Here is a 22,410-nt window from a genome sequence, read left to right as displayed (position 1 = left end):
CAAAATGAAATCAACCTTATTCAAAATTATGGGCGGATTGGCCCTTTTAATACTTGGTGTATTTTTAGGTAAATCCTTCTTTTCTTATAGCGGCGAATCTGTTCCTGTGCCTATGGGCATGCAATACAGAAATGTCGGTCTTTCTGGAGAAGGGATAGAATTAACTCAAAACAAAACTTTTACCGGCAATATTATAGAAGTAAAAAAAGGAGGTTCTATTCAAAAAGCAGTGGAAAGAGCCATACCAGGAGATTTGATTAGAGTTTTTCCAGGAACTTATTCCGAGAATGTTTTTATTGACAAAGATGATATCAGCATGCAAGGCGTGGTAATTAATGGAGAATGGCCAACTTTGGATGGTAAGAAGAAAATAAATGATGCGTTTCTGTATTCCGGAAACGGTATTTTGATAGAAAATTTCAAAATCATCAATTACAAGGGAAATGGCATTATGGGGCAGGCAGGAAATAATTTTGTTATTAGAAATAACTGGATTATTGACACTGGGGTCTATGGCATTTTCCCTCAATATGGCAAGAATGGTCTTATTGAGCACAACGTCGTTAGCAAGATAGCGGATGCCGCCATTTACGTAGGTATGTGCGATAATGTAGACGTCCTGCATAATGAGGTTTTTGACAATGTCGCTGGCATTGAGATTGAAAATTCTAGGCATTGTTTAGTAGAAAACAATTATGCCCATAATAATACCGGTGGTATATTGGCTTTTGTAACACCTGGATTACCTATCAAGACCACTTTTGACGTGATCCTTAGAAACAATTTTGTGGTCAATAATAATCATGAGAATTTTGGAGCTCCAGGCTCTACGGTATCTGGAATTCCTAAGGGAACAGGTATTTTAATTATGGCCGCGGATGATGTTATCGTAGAAAACAACATTATTACTGGCAATAATAACACGGGAATTACGATTGTGGATTTAGCCACTGGTGCCCCTAAAGCAAATGACCCGAACTCAGAAGGCAACCCAGACCGTGTGGTAATTTTGGACAATATAATGTATGACAACGGTAACGACCCAATTGGAGAAATAAAAGCCGTTATGCTGACTAAAATGGACAGTAAAGGACCGGATATTTTCGCTTTTGGTGGTGGGGTTGGCAGTACTATAAGAGACAAAAACAAGTTCCGAACTTTCGGTATCACTAGCTACGGCATAGCCCAAATAACAGACACAAAGAACATACCGACCATGAGAACACCTGCTCCAGTGGCACCTCGTTCTGTATCAAAAGAAGAGTTAGGTGAGTTAACTTATTATGGCGTATGTGCTGGCTGCCATGCAGTGGGAACTAGATTGATTGGAGTACCAACGGAGTACATTCAAATGATTCATAAAGGAAACCCTCAAGGTATAGTAGACTACATTAATAAACCTTTAAACCTTAGAGAAGATTATCCTGAAATGCCTCCACAAGATTACCTTTCTGAGGAAGCCAAAATGGCCGTTGCAGAATTTATCTTGGCCATTAAAATTGATGAAGGCTTTAAGAAAGAAGTTAAATAGTTGCACCTTTTGAGGTTCAAGTGCTAGGCTCTTTTTGAGCTAATTTATAAAATCCAGTTGACAAGCGTTGACTGGATTTTCTTTATAAATTCACCTAACACCATTTCAGAGCGGGACAATTTGCTGCATAAAAAAAACGACCGTCAAAATTGACAGTCGTTTTAAACCCTCTAGCTATACACTTTTTACAAACCTAAGTTTCCTCCAAGTACGCCAGTTAATTTAAGTGATAGAGAAAGGCTAGTTTCTGCACCAGCATTTACACCTATATTACTTAAATCCATGCTGCTATTAATATCCAAAAGCGTGCTTAAACCTAAGCCAGAATCACTTTGTTCAGGCTTATCACATTGAATCTCATAGTTACCTTCTGGCAAAAATGATAATTTAAAAGTGCCATCGGCCTTTACAATTGCACTGGTTACGGCATTGGCGTATTTAATATTGCTGCTTCCTTGACCTTTAGTTTCGGTATTGGCATTAAACGATCCTTTCTTATAAACATACACTACCACATCACCCTTAGCTGCAGCTGCATTTTCAATCTTACCTTTGATTGCACCCGTCATCGCTTTGTTTTCTGCTCGTACTGCAGCGTTCAATTCATTATTAGACACAAATGAATAATCTCCTCCAGAAGATTTAACAGACTTTCTTAAATCAAAATCCATTATTATTTCTGTGTTGGCCTTTTCCGAAATTTTGAAATTGCTCGGTTTCATAGTAATTGAAGTCGCACTTTTGGATGCCAACTCCAGCTTCTCTTTAGTACCATCTGTTTTTAAAACATAACAGCCAGGGCCAGTACCTGCTGCATCTTTTTCTGCATCAATAACCATTTCCAAGGTTGTATAAGAACCCGCTGCCACGTTACCTTCCCCTAAAGCTAAAGAGTTACCGTTTTGAAGCTCTAAAACGTTTACCGTCTTAGGCCCTTTAAAACCGCTAAAGGTTTTTCCATCCACCTTAATCTCCGTTACCGTTACAAAAGCAGCAGATACATCAGCCTGATCAATAGGTGCATCCGTAATACTAAAACTTAAGCTGCCTTGTGGTTCGTTTGGATCGTTGATGTCTCCTTTTGGTGATGACCCGTTGTCTTCACACGAAAACGCCAAAACAGACAACGTCAGAACACTTACTGCTACAATTTTACTTTGCTTTTTCATTTAATTTACTTTTAGTTTAACAATTTTTAGCGGAGTATCGTACATACTCTTCCGTTACATAGAAGAGACAGAAATAACTATTCCTTCATGAAAATCTTTAAACAACAGTATCAAATGGGAAAACCTTCCCCGTCTTGGGGAAAACTTATGCAGAATAAAGGGGTATTAAATCCTTACCGAAAGACTTGTTCTTATTGAAATAGGTGCACCTGGCGTGAAATGTATTTCGTCAACGGTGTTAGACTCACTCCTCAATCTTGATGTAGTAGCAAATTGAGTTTCATTCCAGGATTTATTAAAGAGATTTTGAATATTGAAACCCAACTTCCATTTTCTAAAACTATAATTCACGTTTGCATCTGTAATCCAATATCCATCTGCCGTAATGGAGTAATCCTCGTTTGCTGGCCTCTTACCTAAAATTCTCGTTTTTATTCCACCAGAGAAACCTTTCCAAGCTGTGAAAGCAAACCCTCCAGTATAGGTAAGGGCTGGTGCCAAAGGAATATAGTTTTCTCCCGATGGTTCATCCTTACTTCTGGCGTAAGAATATGTAATATCTGAATCAAAAAACACACTAGGCGTAAGTTGAGCCCTGAAACCAAAATCGGCTCCTAATCTATTCGTTTTGCCACTGGGCTCCACTATTCCCTCATCTCCTACATAAACAAACTCCTGTTCTAAATTAAGAGCCCATAATGTGACATTCAGAATGATTTTGCTATTGGGTTTTAAAACAGTTCCCAAATCTGCACCGTAAGACCTTGGTAAAACTTGATGATTATCCTTAAAAATGACAGCCCTACTATCATTGGAGTGGTAACCCGTTCCGGTTTTTAAGAAAAATTGGGTGCTTTCATTCGGCTGAATTATAAAACTCAATTTTGGGCTTAATAAAAAGCTTTGTTGGGAATTCCCCATGCCATCGTCTGTAAGTTTATCATTATAGTTAAAATAGAAGTGATCCACTCTCAAACCTGGAATAACGCTTAACTTACCATAATTAAACACCGTATTCAGATTTAAATAAGAATTGGTTTCGTCTATATTTCCATAGTACACATAATCTAAAATAGTGGTTTTATTCTCGGTTCTTGTAAGCTGATTATCTCTAATGAAATCTGATCTTATACCTCCATTGGCGTTTAATATAAATCCTTTAAATTCTTTATTATAGGACGTCTCAAAACCGAATAAATTTCTATTCTCCGCCTGCTTTATTTGGTCTCCGTTAACTGGATTGTTGGCAAAAAATGTAAAATTAGAGAAGAGCATAAAGTCATAATTGGTATAAAAAACTCGCGACATCAAAGACGCTTTATTTCTCAAAGACTGATGATAGGTCACGGAGGCGTTTGCCCTGGATGTGTTTCCTCCCTCTGTATCGTCAATAGCACCAAATCTGGTTATAAGACCCGAATCTACCGCTCTTTGAGGAATCTGTCCAGATGCATCCCATTTGCTGGTAAAATAAGACCCAGTCACTTCTAATTTTGCAGAGTTTGATATTTGATTATTCCATTTTCCCATCACATTAAACCTGTTAAAGTTTTGTGGAGACACAAATGGCCCGTCGCTATAAATATATTCAGACGCAATGTAGGCTTGACTTTTAGACGACTTATCTGCCACTAAATTAAACAATCCTAAAGCTCTCTTATGGTTAAAACTTCCATATTCCAAACTGACAGAGCTGTTATCAATCCTTTCTTTGGTTTTATAAGCTACGCTACCAGCAGTTGCAAAGTTACCTTGGTCTGCCTTATAGCTTCCTTTTGAAAACGCTATGCCCTCGATAGTCTCTGGAATAACAAAATGTAAGTCTGAATAACCTTGTCCGTGAGCATGGGAGACCATATTTACGGGCATGCCATCTACAGAAATATTAAGGTCAGTACCATGGTCAATATCAAAACCCCTTAGAAAAATTTGTTCTGCCTTACCTCCTCCTGCATGCTGACCAGTAAATAAACCAGGTACCATTCTTAATAAATCTTGAGAAGAATTGACTGGGTTAACTTGAAGGTTTACATCTGCAAAAATTTGCATCGCATCCATTTCTGGCTTTACCTCTACTCCAGCTAACGAAATGGCAGACGTTTTAAGCGTAATGTTTCTGACTGACGCCCCATTATAAGCTATAATGTTGGGGGTGAACCCTATAATACTGAATGATATACTATCTCCTAAAGTAATCTTATCAATAGCATATTTTCCATTAAAATCTGTTTTAAAATATTTGTTTTGACCTAATATTCTTATAGAAACCTCTGGAATGGCGAAACCATCTTCGTCTGTTACTTTACCTTCAAATTGCTGAGAAAAAATGGATGTACTGATAAAAAATAATACTAATGTTAATGTTTTTTTCATGGCTTTTTTTCTTACAACTTTCTAATAAGCTCGGCCATGTTTGGCCCTACTTCAAAATAACTTCCTTCCAATTCTGTTTTTAAAGCGGCCACATTTCCTTTGTCTCCCATGGCCTTATACACCTGTGCCAAATGGAATAAGCTTTTTGGCTCAAAGGTTTTATCCTTAACTTTTGAATTGGCAATAAGCAGTGCTTCAGACTTATTACCGTTTTGATAATATGCGGAAGAAAGCAACTGGTAAGATTGAGGTGTTGGTCTATTTTTCACCTCTTTAATGGCTAACGCTAAGGCCCTTTCTGGCTTGTTTTCTAACATTGTCACTAAATATGCATTATACATGTCTCCATATTCTGGAGCAGAAACCTGGGCTACAAAATTAGCATTTAAGGCGGCTTCTCTTTCCGAATCTCCCCTGTATTTTGCGATTTCAGACATTAACAAATTGTAATCAGGTGCAACATGTTTCTTCTGAATGAAAGTTATAATTCGTTCTGCTTCTTCTAGATTTTTTTCATGAGAAAACGCAATCCAGGCAATACCTTTAAGTGCATAAACATAATGATTATCAATCTCTAAAGCCTTTAAATAATTATTGTACGATTTTTCAATGGCTCCCACATGACCGTAAAAGTCTGCCATATTAGAATAAATCCAAAGTTTTAATTCTTTACTGTTTATTTCCTCTGCTTTAATACTGGCGAGCATTAACTGGTCAATAGCTCCTTTGGTGTCTCCCTTATGATCATACCATTTTGCCAACCTTATAAGGTAATCAAAATCCTCTTTCTCGCTCATCATTTTTAGAGCCTGCTCTGCTTTTTCATATTGACCTAATTCCATAGCCACATCAAAAAACATTTTTTGGGTAGCGTCCTTATTTTCACCTAAAGAATCTGCCAAGAATAGGCATTGATTTGCCTCTTGAAATCTATGTTGTGTTATTCTGGTTTTAGCCAGCGACCTTAAAACAGAGGCACTTGAAGTGGATCTCATTTCATTTACCTGGGCTAGCTGATCTGCTGCGGTGTTTAAGTAGTTTATCTCACCCGTTAAAGCGAATAATTGATTGTTCGCACCTGCCATTTTACTTAAAAAAGTGTTTTGGTTAGGAGCTTGGTCAAACTTATCTGACCAAAACTTTAATTCTCCTTTCTGAAAATCTAGTTCTTCGTTCTCTAAATTTTCGATAAGGTATCGATTGTAGTCTTCTGAGTTCGTGACGGTGTTTTTATGAGCGTTACAAGCCAACGCAATAACACCAAGTAAGATTATATATAGCCGGTTCATAATCGTATGTGTTTGAGAGTTAAAAAATAGGGCAAGCACTTATGCTTGCCCATTAAAATTATCTTACCAAGGAGTGGCTAGATAAGGAAAAGAAGCACTAAAAGCTTTATCGTTAGCATCCACGTTGTCATTTGATAATGATGGATTCTCAGAGAAGTCTTCTCCTCCAAATATCAAAAGCAATTCAACTGTAATAACGTCGTCAGAAAGGTTTCTTCCTGTAAGTACGTTAGTACCATCATAAAAAGTAGTAGGTTTTGTAGTAGATACACTTAAAACATCCGTAGCTAAAACACTACCAAAAGTCGTTGCATCTAAACCCAATGCATTTTTATCTCCCGCGTTTGCATAAGCTGGGCTTAATCCTTTAAGACCTGCTGCAAAAGCTGAAGCATATTTGGCTCCCTGCTGAGAAGGTGGCGTTACGTTGAAATCATCTTTCATACTCGCCGGTACAAATACCGTGTTAATTGCTGGTCGTCCCATTTGGTCAGAAGTCTTATATGTACCGCTGAATTCTGGTCCTGTTGGATTCACCGTTCCCATGTCGTCGTCTTTATCGCAACTCGTTAGAGCGAAAGCTCCTAACAGAGCCATTCCCAATATATTTCTCACTAATTTTTTCATCTTAATCTAATGTTATTGTAATTGAATAATTATTTTCTTTTTGCTTCAACCCATGTGTTGATCGTACCAGTACCTCCTAAAACAGATTTTGGAAGTTCTACCACAAGAGAAAGCACGTTTGTACCTGCAAAAGTGTCGGTACCTTTAGCACTAAACCCTGTTGCAGTTCCGCCAATGATTTCAGTATACTTTCCGAAATCAAAGAAGAAAGGGTCGTCACGAGGACCGGCAAAAACAGTCATACCACTGGCTGTAGCAGTTTTAGCTGCAGTTCCATAAGGCGTAATGTCTACAGAAGCCATTGGTGCCGCTGTCATCACTGTACTCGTGGCTCCTGGAGCACTTGGTGCCACTGGACCGAAGAAATACATTTTTCCATCTCTTGGAATTGCCTGAATAACTAAGTCTTCCACATTGTCTCCGTTGTTGTCAATGTTAATCTCTACCAGCACATTCTCGTCGAAGGCGGCTGCAGAAGTAGCTGATGGACTTAATAAACCTTGAAGGTTAGCTACGAATACCATGTTAGCGGTGTTTTGCCCTTGGAATGCGTAGAAATCTGTAATGTCTGCAGTAGTTCCTTTTACTCCTGGAGCATCAATGTGGTCAGCAGCTACGATGCCGATTCCTACGGCAAGAAGAGCAACTACACCCCATATTTTTTTTGACTTTTTCATAATTCGTTTTTGTTTAAATTTTAAATTCCCCTTACGTACGTGTCGAGTTGAAAGTTTAGATCGATTATTTATTACATATTTTTAATCTGTTAATATACAGCTAGTTACACAATACAATCATTTACAAAACGCGATGATACTATTCCAATGGAGAAGAAAGATCAATGCAAATCCATTAAGATAGCACGGAGTATTCGAAAAAATACAGGTAAAAATGCGTGTGATAGAAGGAATATTTTAGCAGCTCCAGAGGAGCAAAACGTATGTGGCGAGGATGGAATAATTTTATCTGCAAATGCAGATTTATCTTTTTTCCTTATATCTAAAGTTAATTCGTTGAGTTGATTCGTATACCCTTTCAAAATCTCAATAATATCCCGTCTTTGATAGACTCTTCGTTTTACAGAAACAAGCGAAAATCTTTTTGAATGCGTTGAAAAAAAATAGCCTTAAGAATTTCTCCTTAGGGCTATCTCCAATGACTTTTCCTGATCTCGTACAAATACTTCGGAACCATTAAGGCCTATTTATAGGGAAGTTATTTAGGATAACGTAGGAAAAAATATTCTCGCTTGTTCTCTCTGCGTCCTCATAGAAATTTAAACCGAACATTTTTTGGACTAGAAACACCAAAAGCCCCGAAGGGCTATTTTGATGTTGGATAAACGATATCCGGCTACATTCTTTATACGTTTCCTATGACGTAAAGTTCTTCTAATGTTGGGCTTGGCACGCCACCCTCTTTTTCCAATGTAATGGCAAAGGCAGATGGTTTTCCACTGACAGACTTCATCGATAATAATTTACCCTGGAAATCTTTGTCAAGCATTCCCATATCTTCTGGACCATTTTCTCCTATTATCCAAAGCTGATATTGCTTACCGGCTTCTGGCACAGGGAGATTATTGACCATGAGTTCTACAGAGTTATCTTTCTGATTCCACATCACAGTTACTGCTGCGTCTGGTTTCCCTTCCGTACCGGCTAATTTAACAATCTTATTTTCTGGATTATTAAACTCTGCGAGAAGTAAGCTGCTGTTATTAAAAGACCCTTCAAGGGCTTCCACTCTTTGGCTCATTTCTGAAGATTCAAGTTTTAGCTGGTTATTTTGAGATAGCACCCACGCCGTGGTAGCTGCTAACAATACAGACGCTGCTAAAGCCATTTTACTCCATAATGGAATTATTTTTACTGTAGCTTCTTGCTCTTCTTGTACCGGAAGTAATTCTTCATCCTCTTCCGCAAAAGTCATCTGAGCGAAAATCTGATCCTTGAGAAAGGCAGGGGGCTGCTTCTCGTAGACCGCCATGTATTTTCCTAGTGAATGATTTAACACTTCTATTTCTTGTTTAATTTCGGGATAGGTCTGGGCTAGGCATTCTATACCTGCAGCCTCCTTTTCTGGAAGGTGTCCTAAAACGTACTCCTCCAGCATCCCTGATGATTCTATAAATTCTTTAATGTTCATGCTGCATAGTAGAGTTTAAGGTCCTGTAAAGCTGTCCTAATTCTAGATTTAGCTGTACCCAATGGTATGTCTAGTTTCTCGGCGGCCTCTTGCTGAGTATAACCCTGCAAGTAAACCAAATCTAACAAAATCTTACGCTCTGGTTTAAGTTTGTCAACGATGCTACGCAAATCCAGTGTATTCACTGAAATTTCCTCTTGATTACTTTTATCAATTACGCCCACTTCTCCGTCAATATCCACATGATATTTGTTCTTCTCTTTTCTATAAAGATCTATTGACGCATTACGTGCGATGTTCATCATCCAGGTGTATAACTTGGCCTTTGACGGCTCGTAGTCACCTATTTTTTTCCATATTTTCAGAAAAACGTCTTGTAATAAATCTGCCGCTTTGTCTTCGTCCGGAATTATCCTTGAGATCACCCCAAACAGGGCAGAGGAATAATTGTCGTACAGGTAGTCAAATGCCTGTCGCTGATTCTTTTTAAGTGAAATCACAAGCTCATCCTCTGAATATCTGATTGTTTTTGTAGCCAAAATATATTCAGTTAAGAGTTTTAAGTATTATATAAATGTAATTAATTAACTCCCAGCTTATCGTATCACTGGGAGTTTTCCTGTCAAATTTAGCTAGGCATTAATACCTTATCTATAGAGTGAATCACGCCATTGCTCTGATAAACATCATAAACATTGATATTGGCCGCCCCACCTTTTTCGTCCAGAATCATGATATTATGCATACCATTCATTTTAAACGTTAGCATACCACCAGAAAGCGTTTTGAGTGTCGCTACTCCTTTACCCTTCTTAATCATTTTCATAAGTTCGTCGGCATCAATTTTACCTGACACTACATGATAGGTTAAAACAGAAGTCAGCATATCCTTACTTTCTGGTTTAAGAAGGGTGGCAACCGTACCTTTTGGTAAAGCATCAAATGCCGAGTTAACAGGAGCAAAAACTGTCAAAGGACCATCGCCCATTAAGGCGTCTACCAGACCAGCAGCCTTAACTGCCGCCACTAGTGTAGTATGGTCATTAGAATTTACAGCGTTCTCAACAATGTTCTTTTTCGGATACATAGCCTCTCCTCCAACCATCACGGTCTGAGCATTTACCATTGTACTTGCGGCCATTCCAGCTAAAATAAGTGCTAAAGTTTTAATTTGCTTTTTCATAATTTGTGTTATTTCATAATTTGTATGCTGCATGTACGCCATTAGATTTCTTTTGGATGGATTAGTTCAAAAAAATCTTTTTCTGATGTGTATACCCCCGATGAACATATTAAACCCGATTTATACATTGGAGAATCGTAATGAGCAGTTAAAGTGGAATAAATCAGACATTTAAGCGAGATTAGCATAGCGTTTACCCTGAGCTTTTTGTCGAAGGGTTCTGGTGAATGAGTTTAAATGGGTTTACGAACTGATTTGAAGCAATTTAGCTACAGCCCCGATAAAATAGGGAGATTTTCTAATGCATAAAGCGGGTTAAAAAACCCATATTGCTAAGGCTAGACGCCCATTTAGCGAAAGCGTCTTTTGTTTGTGATTTTAAATCAATTCTTGATGTAATTGAAAAACTGAAGTATCGGTAGGAATTAAAAAGCAAACCCTAGGCAGATCAGATAGAGCCAATATATGAAGTGGGCAGCCTAATTGGGAGGACTAGACCGAACGGTCAAATAAATGAAAGAATCCAGCAACAATCAAATGGAATTTAATTATAACAGGATTCGATTCATGACGTGGCTTTCAAGCTTGACATTCAAATAGCGTTAAGTCAATAGTTTTTGAACAAGCACTTATTGAATAATACGCAAATCAGTATTTATGAATATGCAAAATACTTGGTTACCAATATTTCGTTTATTTCTATAATTCTGGACTGTACATCATCTAGGTATTCTGATTCCTTTCCTTCGATATCGTCCATATGATAATAGAAGAGCTCATTTCTGAGGTTTCGTGCGATAAGCTTGACAGAATTTGCTTTTCCTTTTTGATCTAAAGACAAATCGCTGATGCGTTCTTTAAATTCAAAAAGACAAAACGCCAACGAACGAGGAAACTTCTCATTAAAAATCAGGAATTCTAAGGCTCTTCTTTTCTTTACGGGCTTTTTATAATACTTCCTGTTCATGTCAAAAGCTTCTAAGCTTTTAAGAAGATTACCAAACTCATTGTCAATCATCCTAGAGTCTTGACCTTCTAAGGCCTTTTCATCCGCTAATTTAAGTTGGCTAATTCTAGTTATTTGAAAGCTCCTTTCTAAAAGAATTCCGATTTTCAAAATAGACCAACCTTGGTCATGAATAAGCGTACTGTCTACTCTTGCTTTACACAATTGCACCAAATCAAGAACCTTGAGCATAAAATCACTCATGCTGGTTTTAAGGTAGGTTTCCTGGTCAAATGTCCTGACAAAATGATATAGGTTATTCACCGCCTCCCAAAGCTCAGAGCTTATAAAATCTTGTGTTCCTCTACAGTTTTCTCTGAGCAGATTAGCACATGAAATGATAGACGATGGATTTTCTAAATCAAAGGCCACGTTTGACAGCACTGCGTCAACATCCAGATCTTCTTCTGTTATCAGGTTTCCTGCCATAGAATTTATATTTCTAAGCACAAACTGTGAACCGGTTTCTAAAGGTCCGTCCAGACTGGCAAAATAATTTACCGGTACAAAACGAGCAATATGCTCCATTCTTTCTAGGTTTCTTCCAGCCCAGTATAAATTGTTCGCTATTCTTGAAAGCATATAAGTTTAATTAACTACCCAGGTATCTTTAGCACCACCACCCTGAGAAGAGTTTACAATAAGGTTTCCTTTTTTTAAAGCTACTCGCGTTAGCCCACCAGGTAAAACGTAAGTTTGGCTAGCTCCCTGCAAGCAAAAAGTCCGCAGATCCAAATACCTAGGTTCAAAGGTTTTGGTGTCTTCCATAAAAGTAGGAGCCATAGAAAGACTCATAATGGGCTGGGCAATATACTTTCTTCTATTTCCTGTAATGGTTTTCCTTACCTCCTCTATTTCCGCCTCGGTCAAAGTGTTTCCTATGGAAATTCCATATCCACCAGACTCATCTACAGGCTTAATCACAAGGTTATGAATATTTTCACATACAAATTTAAAGTCTTCTTCTATTTCGCACCTGTAGGTGGGTACATTATTAAGTTTTGCTTCTTCTCCTAAATAAAACTTGATAATTTCAGGCATGTAAATATAAACGGCCTTATCGTCGGCGACTCCCGTCCCCGGTGCATTCACAAGATTTACATTACCCGCTTTATAGGCACGCATTATACCTGGAATACCCAAAGCAGAATCTTTCCTAAAAACTTCTGGATCCAAAAAGGCATCATCTATTCTTCTATAGATCACATGTACTTTAGCCGCTCCATTAATTGTTCTAGTATAAACACAGTTATTTTCTACATACAAGTCTCTTCCTTCTACCAACTCTATACCCATAGACTGTGCCAGCCATGCGTGTTCGTAATATGCAGAATTATAAACACCGGGTGTTAAAACTACGCAACGGGGCTCACAATCTATATTTTCCGGAGCAACAGACTGAAGCATATCCAAAAGATTAGAAGGATAGTCGTTTATCTGTCTCGTTTTATTTGCAATAAATAACTGTGGGAAAGTTTCTTTTAATGTGGTTCTGTTGGCATAAACATAACTTACCCCAGATGGACACCGAACATTATCTTCAAGAACATAATACTCCCCATCTTTATGTCTAATAACATCACTGCCACTGATATGGTTATAGATTCCTCCAGGTGGCACAAAACCTTTCATCACATCAAGAAAATTCTCAGAACTCTCAATCAGATCCCTAGGCACAATATTCTCTTTAAAAATCTCTTGCCCGTTATATATATCCTTTAAAAATAAGTTTATTGCCTTATTTCTCTGAACAATTCCCGCTTCCAGCTTGTCCCACTTAGACGCCGTAATTAATCTAGGAATCAGATCAAAAGGAAAAATCCTTTCGGTGGACTGCATTGTTTCAGAGTAAACGGCAAAAGTAATTCCCTTATTAAAGAAGATGTCTCTTGCTTCCTTGGCCAATTTCTCAAAACTGGCAGTGTCATAATTATCAAAATGTTTTGATAATATTTCATAATGTTTTCTAACCGTCCCATCGGCATCAAACATCTCATCGTACACGTCTCCGTTAGGTATGTAAGAGTTAATCATATCTTTAAGCTTCAATTTATTCCGTTATCTTGTACTCCAACGGGCATTTATATATAATATATGTACATAAATGAATTATAGATTTTGTAATTTAGCAAAAATGCCAACGATTATTTCGAATCTTAGGAAATAAAAACAAACAAAGTGCAAGAAATTCAGAAAGTAGTCCATTTTCTTACAATTACATTAAAAAAACAAAGCTAAATGACGCAGCAAGCTCTCTGATTCTCCAATTTACAATCTAAGAATATCACCAAAGCTATTGTGATGCCGAATTTTAAACAATCTTTGTATAGTTCTATCATTTTCTTGTGTTTATAGCACTTTTTATTTTAAACAATGCTCGTTAAAGCAAATAAAATATCATATTCATAAATCAATAAAGTACAATATATGTCCATAAGAGTAGCAATTCGCCATCAGATGCATTATGATTATGATAAATTCATCAATGTTTCACCTCAGGTCATAAGATTGAAACCTGCGGTACATTCTAGAACACCCATTCACTCCTATTCCTTAAAGATATCTCCAGAAAATCATTTTATCAATTGGCAACAAGATCCTTTTGGAAATTTTCAAGCTAGGGTTGTCTTTCCAGAAAAAATCAAAAATCTATATGTCGATGTAGAAGTTATTGCGGATTTAATAGTTCTGAATCCTTTCGATTTCTTTGTAGACGAATATGCGGAGAAATTCCCTTTTAAATACGACGATCAAATAAAAAAAGAGTTAAGTCCTTACTTTGAAATTAGTGAAGAAGGTGAACTTTTAAAAGATTTCTTACAAACTCAAGTCCCTAAAGAGGACATGCAGATTGTAGACTTCTTAGTTGCTATAAATCAAGCCCTATTTAGAAAGGTAAACTATACCATTAGATTAGAGCCAGGTATTCAATCCTGCGAACAGACCCTCGGTATGGCTTTAGGCTCTTGCCGAGACAGTGCATGGGTCTTAGTTCAAATTTTCCGCCATTTAGGCTTGGCTGCAAGATTTGTTTCGGGCTATCTCGTTCAGCTAACCGCTGACGAAAAGTCGCTAGATGGTCCTTCAGGACCTGAGGCCGACTTTACAGACCTTCATGCTTGGGCAGAGGTTTTTATTCCTGGAGCGGGCTGGATTGGCCTAGATGCAACTTCTGGACTATTTGCAGGAGAAGGACATATTCCGCTATCATGTACGCCATCTCCTGGAAGTGCCGCACCTATCACTGGTTTATTAGATGCTTGTGAAACAACCTTTAATTTCAAGAATGAGGTCATAAGAATTCATGAAGAACCTAGGGTAACTAAGCCTTATACCGATAATCAATGGCAAGACATCCTAAATCTGGGGGATAAAGTAGACCAAGATTTAGAAGCCATGGACGTGAGACTCACCATGGGTGGAGAACCCACTTTTGTATCTATTGATGATATGGAAGCGGCCGAATGGAATATTTCAGCAGATGGTTCTCATAAAAGAAAATTAGCACAAGAACTCACAAAACGTATCAGAGGAAGTTTTGCTCCAAATGGAATGCTTCATTATGGTCAGGGGAAACTATACCCAGGAGAATCTTTGCCAAGATGGCAATATGGATGCTTTTGGAGAAAAGACGGCTTACCTATCTGGGGCAATTCAGAATTAATAGCATCACCCAATAAAGAAGGAAAAAATACCACCGCGGATGCCTTAAGTTTTTTTCAAAAATTGAGCACTTTATTAAAGCTAGAAGAAAATGCCATTCTACCAGCTTATGAAGACGCCTTTTACTTTGCTTGGGAGGAAGATAAACTTCCGCTCGATAAAGACCCTTTTAAGTTAAACTTAAAAGATAGCGTTGAAAGAAGAACCTTAACCGAGAACCTTAATAAAGGCTTAGGAAATACCACTGGATACGTATTACCTCTTAGATTTAACAGAAAAGAATCTTCTTGGGAAAGTTGCAAATGGCCTTTCAGAAAGAAAAACCTCTTTTTAGTTCCTGGAAATTCTGCTCTCGGTTTCAGATTACCGCTAAACTCTCTTCCTGAAGCCATTATGGAAGATGAAACTTTTCCTCGCGACCCATTTGCTCCGCTACCGCATTTAGAAGATTACGAAGCCAAGCTAAAGTCTAATACTGCCAGTGCCAAAAAGACCCGTGAAGATATTTGTTTTAAAACGGCCTTATGTATTGAGGTAAGAGAAGGGCGTATTCATATCTTCTTACCACCTCAGGATCTTCTTGAGCATTATTTGGAATTGGTAGCGGCCATACACTTAGTGGCTAATGAACTTAATACTCCCGTTATTTTAGAAGGCTACGAGCCCTCCAGCGAAGGCAAACTCCATAAATTAATGGTTACGCCAGACCCAGGAGTTATTGAAGTGAATACACACCCATCTTCTTCTTGGAGAGAGCTAGTAAACACTACGCTTAACCTTTATGAGCAAGCTAAGCTTTCGCGATTAGGTACAGAGAAGTTCATGATTGATGGAAGACACACCGGAACAGGTGGCGGAAACCATATTACAATAGGTGGCATTACGCCAAAAGATAGCCCATTACTTAGAAGACCTAAATTGCTTCAAAGTTTAATTACCTACTGGCAGCATCATCCCTCTTTATCTTATCTTTTTAGCGGACCCTTTATTGGACCTACTTCTCAAGCTCCAAGAGTAGATGAAGGGAGAGACGATGTACTCTACGAACTAGAAATTGCTTTTAGTCAGGTACCTAAAGAAGAGAACCCTCCTCTTTGGATAGCAGACAGGCTATTTAGAAATTTATTGATAGATGTAACAGGAAACACCCACAGGGCAGAATTCTGTATTGACAAGCTTTACTCTCCATATGGCACTGCCGGCAGACAAGGTATTTTAGAGTTTAGAGGGTTTGATATGCCTCCTCACGCACAAATGAGTTTGGCACAAAATCTACTTATAAGAACACTCATAGCACGTTTTTGGAAGAAACCTTACGAAAAAAGATTAGTAAGATGGGGAACAGAACTGCATGATAAATTTATGTTGGAGCATTATGTAAGGCAAGACCTTTATGATGTGGTTTCCGAAATCCAAGAAGCAGGTTATAATTTTGACCGCTCTTGGTTTGACGCCTTCATCGAATTCAGGTTTCCGGTATTAGGCAAGGCTCAATACGGTGATATTTCTCTAGAACTAAGATGGGCCATAGAGCCATGGAATGTGCTTGGTGAAGAAGTGACCTCTCAGGGGACAGCAAGATACGTGGATTCATCTGTGGAGCGTGTACAAATAAAAGTAAACGGCTGGAATTCTGACAGATACATACTGGCGTGCAATGACACCAAAATACCACTTAGAGCCACTAATCTTAAAGGTCAGTTTGTAGCTGGTGTTCGTTATAAAGCTTGGGCTCCACCATCTGCTTTGCATCCTACCATTGGTGTGGACACGCCTCTTACGTTTGACATTGTGGATACTTGGAATAATAAATCTATTGGTGGCTTTACGTACCATGTGGCTCATCCTGGTGGACGAAACTATGATACTTTACCGGTAAACAGTATGGAAGCGGAGGCTAGAAGACATACCAGGTTCTACAGCGAAGGCCATACGCAGGGTTCTGTAAAAACCGTTCAGGAATATACCGCTGTAGGTAGATTCTTTGAAGAGAAACACGATACAAGAACCGTTAATATACCAATAGAAGAAAGTATTGGTAACCTTTCTACTACCTTGGATTTGAGGAAAAGGGGTTGATTAAATCAACCCTTATCAAATAAAGGAGATTTATCAAGAATTTTGTCAATCAGGTTATCTGGAATCTGGTTGACAGAGTTCTTCAACCTTTCGGCCCAAAAATCTGTAATCTCTTGTAAATCTCTTTCCTCTAGCCTGTGCTCTTCCAATTCAAAAGTTTCTCTATTGAATATTAAGATATCAATTGGGAAACCCACATCACTAGCACAAACTCTGGTAGAGTCAAAAGACAAGAAACCCGTTTTTAGAGCAAACTCTAAACTGGAATCATAAGTAATGGTACGCTGCAAAACAGGCTTTCCATAACCGGAATTTCCAATGATCATAAAAGGCGTACCTTCACCTACTTCTATCCAATTGCCTTCAGGATACAGCAAATACAGTTTAGGCTCTTCGTCCTTTGGCATTTGCCCACCCACAATGGTAAAAATATTGAAGCTTATTCCACTTTTGGCTAAAATGTCACGGTCTTCTGCCGCCACACGTTTAATCTGCTTACCTAAGGCATTAACAGCCTGATACATCTTATCAAAACCTTCTGTCTCCTCCAAAAGCTCTTCAAAATAACAGAGTACCTTATCTCTTACAGACCTCAATCCTGAGGTCATGATGAAAATAGGATATTTACCATATTTATGAACAAAAACCTTTTTTGCAGTCGTGGTTTCTGAGCCTGAAGTAATTCTAGTGTCTGCCAGAGCCACTAGCCCTTTTCGTAATTTTATTCCTAAACAGTAAGTCACTCTTTGAACGGTTTAATAATGATCGCCACAAAGGTATTGTAGAACAATAATTTTGCTAATATTCGGAGAAATAGTTTTTATTTTTTTGTCAATCTGCCATTCTAAGTAGACAAATCTTAGATTTTATAGACCCCAGCCTTCTTATTCATCTCCATTACCGCATCTTCTATACCTTTTGGAGTCATGGGATACATTTCTATGATCTGCTTAATTATTTGTAGTGACATGGTATGTGCCCAGTATTTTACGGGCTCTGGATTTATCCAAGCTATCTTCTTGAATTTCTTCTTGAGGCTTTCATAGCTATTTAGGCTTTGTTGGTTAATTTCATAGGTTCCCATACTGGCATCACCAATGATGAAAATCCTGTAACTCGGGTCCTTATTTAAGAGCTCTTTAATTTTAACGATTTTAGTCCGATGCACGTCTGCAAAAACCTCACCATAAATGGTATTATGAAAATAGTAGGTTTCCAAATCGTGGGCAAAGCGGGTTTTCATTTTCTTAAAAAGCTCTCTTACCACCTTTACATAGGAAAGCATAGAATAGCCCCCATTATCTATCAGTAAAATAACCCTAAGCTTACTTTCCATTACATTTTTAAGCTCAGGAATGAAAAGACCTCCTCGCTTTATGCCTAAGTTAATGGTATTCTCAATGTCTATTTCGTCGTGAGCAGATGCTTCCACTATCCCTTTTAGTGCTGCCAATGCGGCATCAATATTATTGTCATTCACCAAACTATTGACCTCCACCGGAAAATAGTTTTTATCGTCCAAAACAGCTCTTGCCATCTTTCCACCTCCCGTTCCTCCTACCCTTATTCCTCCTCTGGCAGCACCGCCATGCCCATAAGGAGAAATACCGCCCGTACCTATCCAATGACTACCACCAGAGTGCTTGGTTTTCTGGTTTTCCTGAATGGTTTTCATTCTCTCTAGCAACTGTTCTAATGACAGACCTGAATAATCAGCCATTTTCTCTAAACGCCTTTCCTGACTTTCGCCCTCTTGCTGCAAAGATGAATCCTGCTGATAAGGATTATCCTTATCCCATAGCTCTTTCCCGTTTATTACCTCTTGAATGTCATAAGTTGTGAGATGAACCTCATCTAAGAACTTGTTGACCAATTGCTCTTCATCCAGAGACAGGTATTCTTGATATTGTTTTACTTTCCATTTTTTAAAAGTCGCAGAGCGAAGGATTGCATCGTTTAGGCGTTCGCCATTATCAATATCTATCTCTAAGAAGTACGCATAAAAGGCTATGGTATAAGGCCCAATCAAGGCTTTGTCTTTAACAATGATGGCCTTCAACACGTTATAAATATCTCCAAGGGTTCTTATCAAACCCATTTCCATAGATTTTTGAAGCAAAAGCAAAGCCCTTACGTCGGTAGGTATACCATGTTCTCTAAAATGCTGTGGAAGGGTTTCGAACATACTTACTAAGAATATTTAAATTCAATTATAAAACCCTTGTTTTCTAGGCTCCGGCTGGCCTGAAAGTGAACGCTTGATTTTCTCCATATCCGCTTGGGTTTTGACCAATACTCCTAAACCGTCCAAACCTTTAATTTTTTCTATGGCACCCTCGCTAGAAAATGCCTGAACATATTTGAGCCAGTTTAGTAATTCTCTTGTGGTAGGGGCTCTTTCTAAACCTAGATTGCGAAGCTGATAAAAAGCATCCAATGCTACCTCAATTACCCTATCATGAATTTTAGGGTGATGCTTTAGAACTATTTCACGCATTAAAGTAGCGTCAGGGAAATTGATATAATGGTAAATACAGCGACCCTTAAAAGCCGTTGGCAACTCCTGCTCTCTGTTGGATGTAATCACTATGGCTGGCATATTCTCTTCTGAAACGGCTATCACCTCACCAGACTCTGGCATGATAAATTTTCTATGACTCAAAGCATAGAGTAAATCGTTAGGAAACTCTCTTGGAGCCTTGTCTATCTCGTCTATTAGCAGCACCGAATGCGGACTAGAGAAGGCCAAAGCTGCTGGGCCTTTAGCAACATAATCTGCCAAGTTTTCAGAATTTCTTCCACCTGTAGAAAGATTGGTTTCTAGGCCCTTCTCGTTTCGCTGGGCATTTAAAATTTCTATTTGAGAGTCACGCAAATACTTGACATGGTCAAACCTTGCTACAAAATGCTCTACATTACTTTTTGAACCCGTAGGATAGGTGAAAATGGGCAAACCCGTAGAATCGGCATACTGAATAGGGAGCTCTGTTTTACCCGTTCCAGGCTCTCCTTCTATCAATAATGGCATTCCTAAAACCCTTGCCATATGAAATGCTTGTGCCAAACTCGCGTCACAAATGTATTTATCGGAGCCTGTCCAAAACTCAGTCAATGCCATTACTTTTTTGTTGATGTTTAGTGCAATTTAACACATTTTTCCAAACGAGCGTTCTAGTCCCGCTCTTCAAATGGCACCATCAAAGTCAAAAGCAACTGCTTAAAGTAGCATTACCTATTGCGTTTATGAAAGACTTAAGCGTTCTTATTTTACTATCAAATCCATGGATTCACCTATTTGATGTCCATTTTCAAATTTCTCTCCTAAGAGCTTAGCTACGGTAGCGGCTATTTGATTTTGATACACTTGATGCTCCACCTTCATTTCTCCTAAAGCAGGGGTGTCTGGACCAATAGCGGCTAACCATATGGAGCGGCAGCCTTTCACGTCTTCGCCATGGCTTCTCCATTGGTCTTTTATTTCCTGTCCACGTCCGTGGTCTGAAGTAATAATTATGGTAGTTTTATCCTTGTACTTCGGATTTGACTGGCAATATTCCCAAATCTTTGAAATGTATTTATCAATGGAATTTGCAGCATAAAGATACTCTCTGTATTTGCCCTCATGAGCAAACTCGTCTGTCTCATCAAAACCAATAAACAATAGCTTAGGCTGTTTCTTTTCAAGGTATTCTTGAGCCATATAGTAGGTAACAAAGTCAAATCTTTGGCTAGCCAAACTTGGAACCATAGCTTGTATTTCGTTTAGCAAAGCCTCTGTTTTAGACTCCGTCACTTCCATAGATTTCCCTGCGGCATTCACGTAAACGCCACTTCTTTTATCGTTTATGATATACGGGAAGACATTCCATGTGGCAAAAGCCGCCACCTGATCTTTGTACTTTTTCTTCTTATTAATAAACTCTAAGACAGTCATATTCTTGTTATAAATTTTATCATTAGAATCTACGCTATCATCAGGGTAACCTGTTAAAATCTCGTTATACCCAGGATAAGAAAACCCATAAGGATTCTTAATATCCATCTTACTACCTAATGTTTTGTTCCCGATTATTACACCCTTCTCTTTTACGGTACTCCATAAAAAAGGCATCAAAATCTCTCTTCTCAAGTCTCCCGCTTCCATCCAAAACTTGCCGGCTGTATTTTTAATCGATTCGGTGTAGCCCTCGTCAAATAATAGAGCAGAATCTGCACCAGTAAAAACCTCTTGCCATCGAAGTCCATCTAAGGTAATAAGAATTACATTTTCCGTTTTCTGGGCGGTAGCCGCAAAACTAAAGGCCAAAAGAATAAGAATTTTTTTCATGAGGTTGAATTAAAGTTGAAACACAAATATATAGTTATTTGGTAATGTTGGCTTCGTAGAGCAACTTCCCTTTATAGTCTATAAAACTTAAGTGGGCAGCATTTTTCTTTAAAGTGATGTAAGCAAATCCCTGTCTGGACTCCGCAAAAATAGTATGCTCTAGTTTACCAGTAGGTCTAACCTCAGAACCCGCACCGGAAACAATATGGTGTGTTTTACCCTCTGGTTTTATATACTGCAAATCGTGCTCATGACCTGCTAAATAAAAATCTACATCAAACTCTTTCAAAACTGGAAGTATATGATTTCTCACATCATTTGGATCCTCAATTCTTTTTCCTCCGGTGTATAAAGGATGATGGCCTGTCACTATCTTCCAATCTGCATCAGAATCTCCCAGAGTTTTCCTTAACCACTTCATCTGAGCAGTAGTGTCTTGTGCTGCTACTTTTGCGGCGTATTTTTCTTCTCCGTAATACGCGTCATTCAGGGGATTAGAGTCAATAAAGACAAATAGACCTTTGCTCCCATCTTCTAGTTCTTGCTCAAAAGAATAATATTTTTCAGGCATATTCCATCTTCTGCTGATGTTCGTATAATCAATCTCAGCCTGCATATTTCCTCTGTAATCATGATTACCTAAAACCACAAACCAATTAATATTTAAAGCATGGTCTGAATAGACATCTTCAAAAGACGCCTTCCACTGTGGATCTGAAACACTAGCCACACCATTTGGATAAAAATTATCTCCTGTAGAAATGATAAACTCAGGTTCTAATTTTCTGGCAGCCGCACCCATTGCATTGGCCAGTTCCTTTTGCTTAAATTCTCCCCCTCTTCCCCAATCCCCAAAAACAAAGATACCGGTGGCATCATCATCATAAAATATTTTCTTATCCAGCTTTACCCCTTTCTGCCCGAAAGAAAAGCTGAAAACTAAACTGCATAACACTACTAACTTTATATTTCTCATTTCTTTTATTTAAAACAAATAGATGCCCAAATAATGGGC

General features: G+C 38.4%; 17 protein-coding genes. 2 read left to right on the top strand and 15 right to left on the bottom strand.

The annotated features are described in order from the left end of the window. The first annotated feature begins 4 nt into the window (after positions 1-4). Positions 5-1,531, top strand: coding sequence for a parallel beta-helix domain-containing protein (locus tag ACSBFT_RS20010; protein ID WP_489602177.1), 1,527 nt, complete (start codon positions 5-7; stop codon positions 1,529-1,531). A gap of 185 nt (positions 1,532-1,716) precedes the next feature. On the opposite strand, the gene ACSBFT_RS20005 is transcribed toward ACSBFT_RS20010, so the two are convergent. The 10 genes from ACSBFT_RS20005 to ACSBFT_RS19960 form a co-directional block, all read right to left on the bottom strand. Beyond that, the gene (locus tag ACSBFT_RS20005) at positions 1,717-2,700 is read right to left on the bottom strand and encodes a DUF4382 domain-containing protein (RefSeq protein WP_489602176.1); all 984 of its coding nucleotides are present in this window, start codon (positions 2,698-2,700) and stop codon (positions 1,717-1,719) included. A 165-nt stretch (positions 2,701-2,865) separates the two neighbouring features. After that, positions 2,866-5,073: a TonB-dependent receptor gene (locus ACSBFT_RS20000; protein WP_489602175.1), complete on the bottom strand. Its 2,208-nt coding sequence runs from the start codon at positions 5,071-5,073 to the stop codon at positions 2,866-2,868. An 11-nt stretch (positions 5,074-5,084) separates the two neighbouring features. Next, positions 5,085-6,362, bottom strand: coding sequence for a hypothetical protein (locus ACSBFT_RS19995; RefSeq protein WP_489602174.1), 1,278 nt, complete (start codon positions 6,360-6,362; stop codon positions 5,085-5,087). Between the two features lie 63 nt (positions 6,363-6,425). Next, complete coding sequence (locus ACSBFT_RS19990) at positions 6,426-6,989, bottom strand: DUF4331 family protein (RefSeq protein WP_489602173.1); 564 nt, start codon at positions 6,987-6,989, stop codon at positions 6,426-6,428. A 29-nt stretch (positions 6,990-7,018) separates the two neighbouring features. Further along, a complete protein-coding gene (locus ACSBFT_RS19985; protein WP_463047836.1) occupies positions 7,019-7,666 on the bottom strand; it encodes a DUF4331 family protein in 648 nt (215 codons plus the stop codon). Between the two features lie 685 nt (positions 7,667-8,351). Next, positions 8,352-9,137: an anti-sigma factor gene (locus ACSBFT_RS19980; RefSeq protein ID WP_463047835.1), complete on the bottom strand. Its 786-nt coding sequence runs from the start codon at positions 9,135-9,137 to the stop codon at positions 8,352-8,354. Further along, the gene (locus ACSBFT_RS19975; RefSeq protein ID WP_463047834.1) at positions 9,134-9,676 is read right to left on the bottom strand and encodes an RNA polymerase sigma factor; all 543 of its coding nucleotides are present in this window, start codon (positions 9,674-9,676) and stop codon (positions 9,134-9,136) included. The genes ACSBFT_RS19980 and ACSBFT_RS19975 overlap by 4 nt, the downstream gene beginning before the upstream one ends. Before the next feature lie 89 nt (positions 9,677-9,765). Then, entirely contained in the window at positions 9,766-10,320 is a 555-nt protein-coding gene (locus ACSBFT_RS19970; protein WP_489602172.1) for a fasciclin domain-containing protein, read from the bottom strand. Positions 10,321-10,975: 655 nt separating this feature from the next. Further along, complete coding sequence (locus ACSBFT_RS19965; RefSeq protein WP_489602171.1) at positions 10,976-11,908, bottom strand: alpha-E domain-containing protein; 933 nt, start codon at positions 11,906-11,908, stop codon at positions 10,976-10,978. A 6-nt stretch (positions 11,909-11,914) separates the two neighbouring features. Continuing rightward, the gene (locus ACSBFT_RS19960) at positions 11,915-13,360 is read right to left on the bottom strand and encodes a circularly permuted type 2 ATP-grasp protein (protein ID WP_489602170.1); all 1,446 of its coding nucleotides are present in this window, start codon (positions 13,358-13,360) and stop codon (positions 11,915-11,917) included. A gap of 393 nt (positions 13,361-13,753) precedes the next feature. On the opposite strand from ACSBFT_RS19960, the gene ACSBFT_RS19955 reads away from it, so the two are divergent. Next, a complete protein-coding gene (locus tag ACSBFT_RS19955) occupies positions 13,754-17,068 on the top strand; it encodes a transglutaminase family protein (protein WP_489602169.1) in 3,315 nt (1,104 codons plus the stop codon). A 5-nt stretch (positions 17,069-17,073) separates the two neighbouring features. Here ACSBFT_RS19955 and ACSBFT_RS19950 read toward each other — a convergent pair whose 3' ends face one another. The 5 genes from ACSBFT_RS19950 to ACSBFT_RS19930 all read right to left on the bottom strand — a co-directional run bounded on the left by ACSBFT_RS19950 (position 17,074) and on the right by ACSBFT_RS19930 (position 22,371). Then, positions 17,074-17,811 (bottom strand): proteasome-type protease, encoded by a 738-nt coding sequence (locus tag ACSBFT_RS19950; RefSeq protein ID WP_463048669.1) that lies wholly within the window; start codon positions 17,809-17,811, stop codon positions 17,074-17,076. Between the two features lie 116 nt (positions 17,812-17,927). After that, positions 17,928-19,253, bottom strand: a complete 1,326-nt coding sequence (locus ACSBFT_RS19945; protein ID WP_489602168.1) for a hypothetical protein — start codon at positions 19,251-19,253, stop codon at positions 17,928-17,930. Positions 19,254-19,274: 21 nt separating this feature from the next. Continuing rightward, on the bottom strand, positions 19,275-20,186 hold the full coding sequence (locus ACSBFT_RS19940; protein ID WP_489602167.1) for an AAA family ATPase: 912 nt from the start codon (positions 20,184-20,186) through the stop codon (positions 19,275-19,277). Positions 20,187-20,330: 144 nt separating this feature from the next. Further along, entirely contained in the window at positions 20,331-21,395 is a 1,065-nt protein-coding gene (locus ACSBFT_RS19935; RefSeq protein ID WP_489602166.1) for an alkaline phosphatase family protein, read from the bottom strand. A gap of 34 nt (positions 21,396-21,429) precedes the next feature. Next, entirely contained in the window at positions 21,430-22,371 is a 942-nt protein-coding gene (locus ACSBFT_RS19930) for a purple acid phosphatase family protein (protein ID WP_463048665.1), read from the bottom strand. Positions 22,372-22,410 lie beyond the last annotated feature (39 nt).

Source organism: Arcticibacterium sp. SM2516 (genome assembly GCF_057914865.1).
The sequence above is the reverse complement of the archived record's forward strand: the minus strand, read 5'-3'. Positions and strand labels throughout refer to the sequence as shown.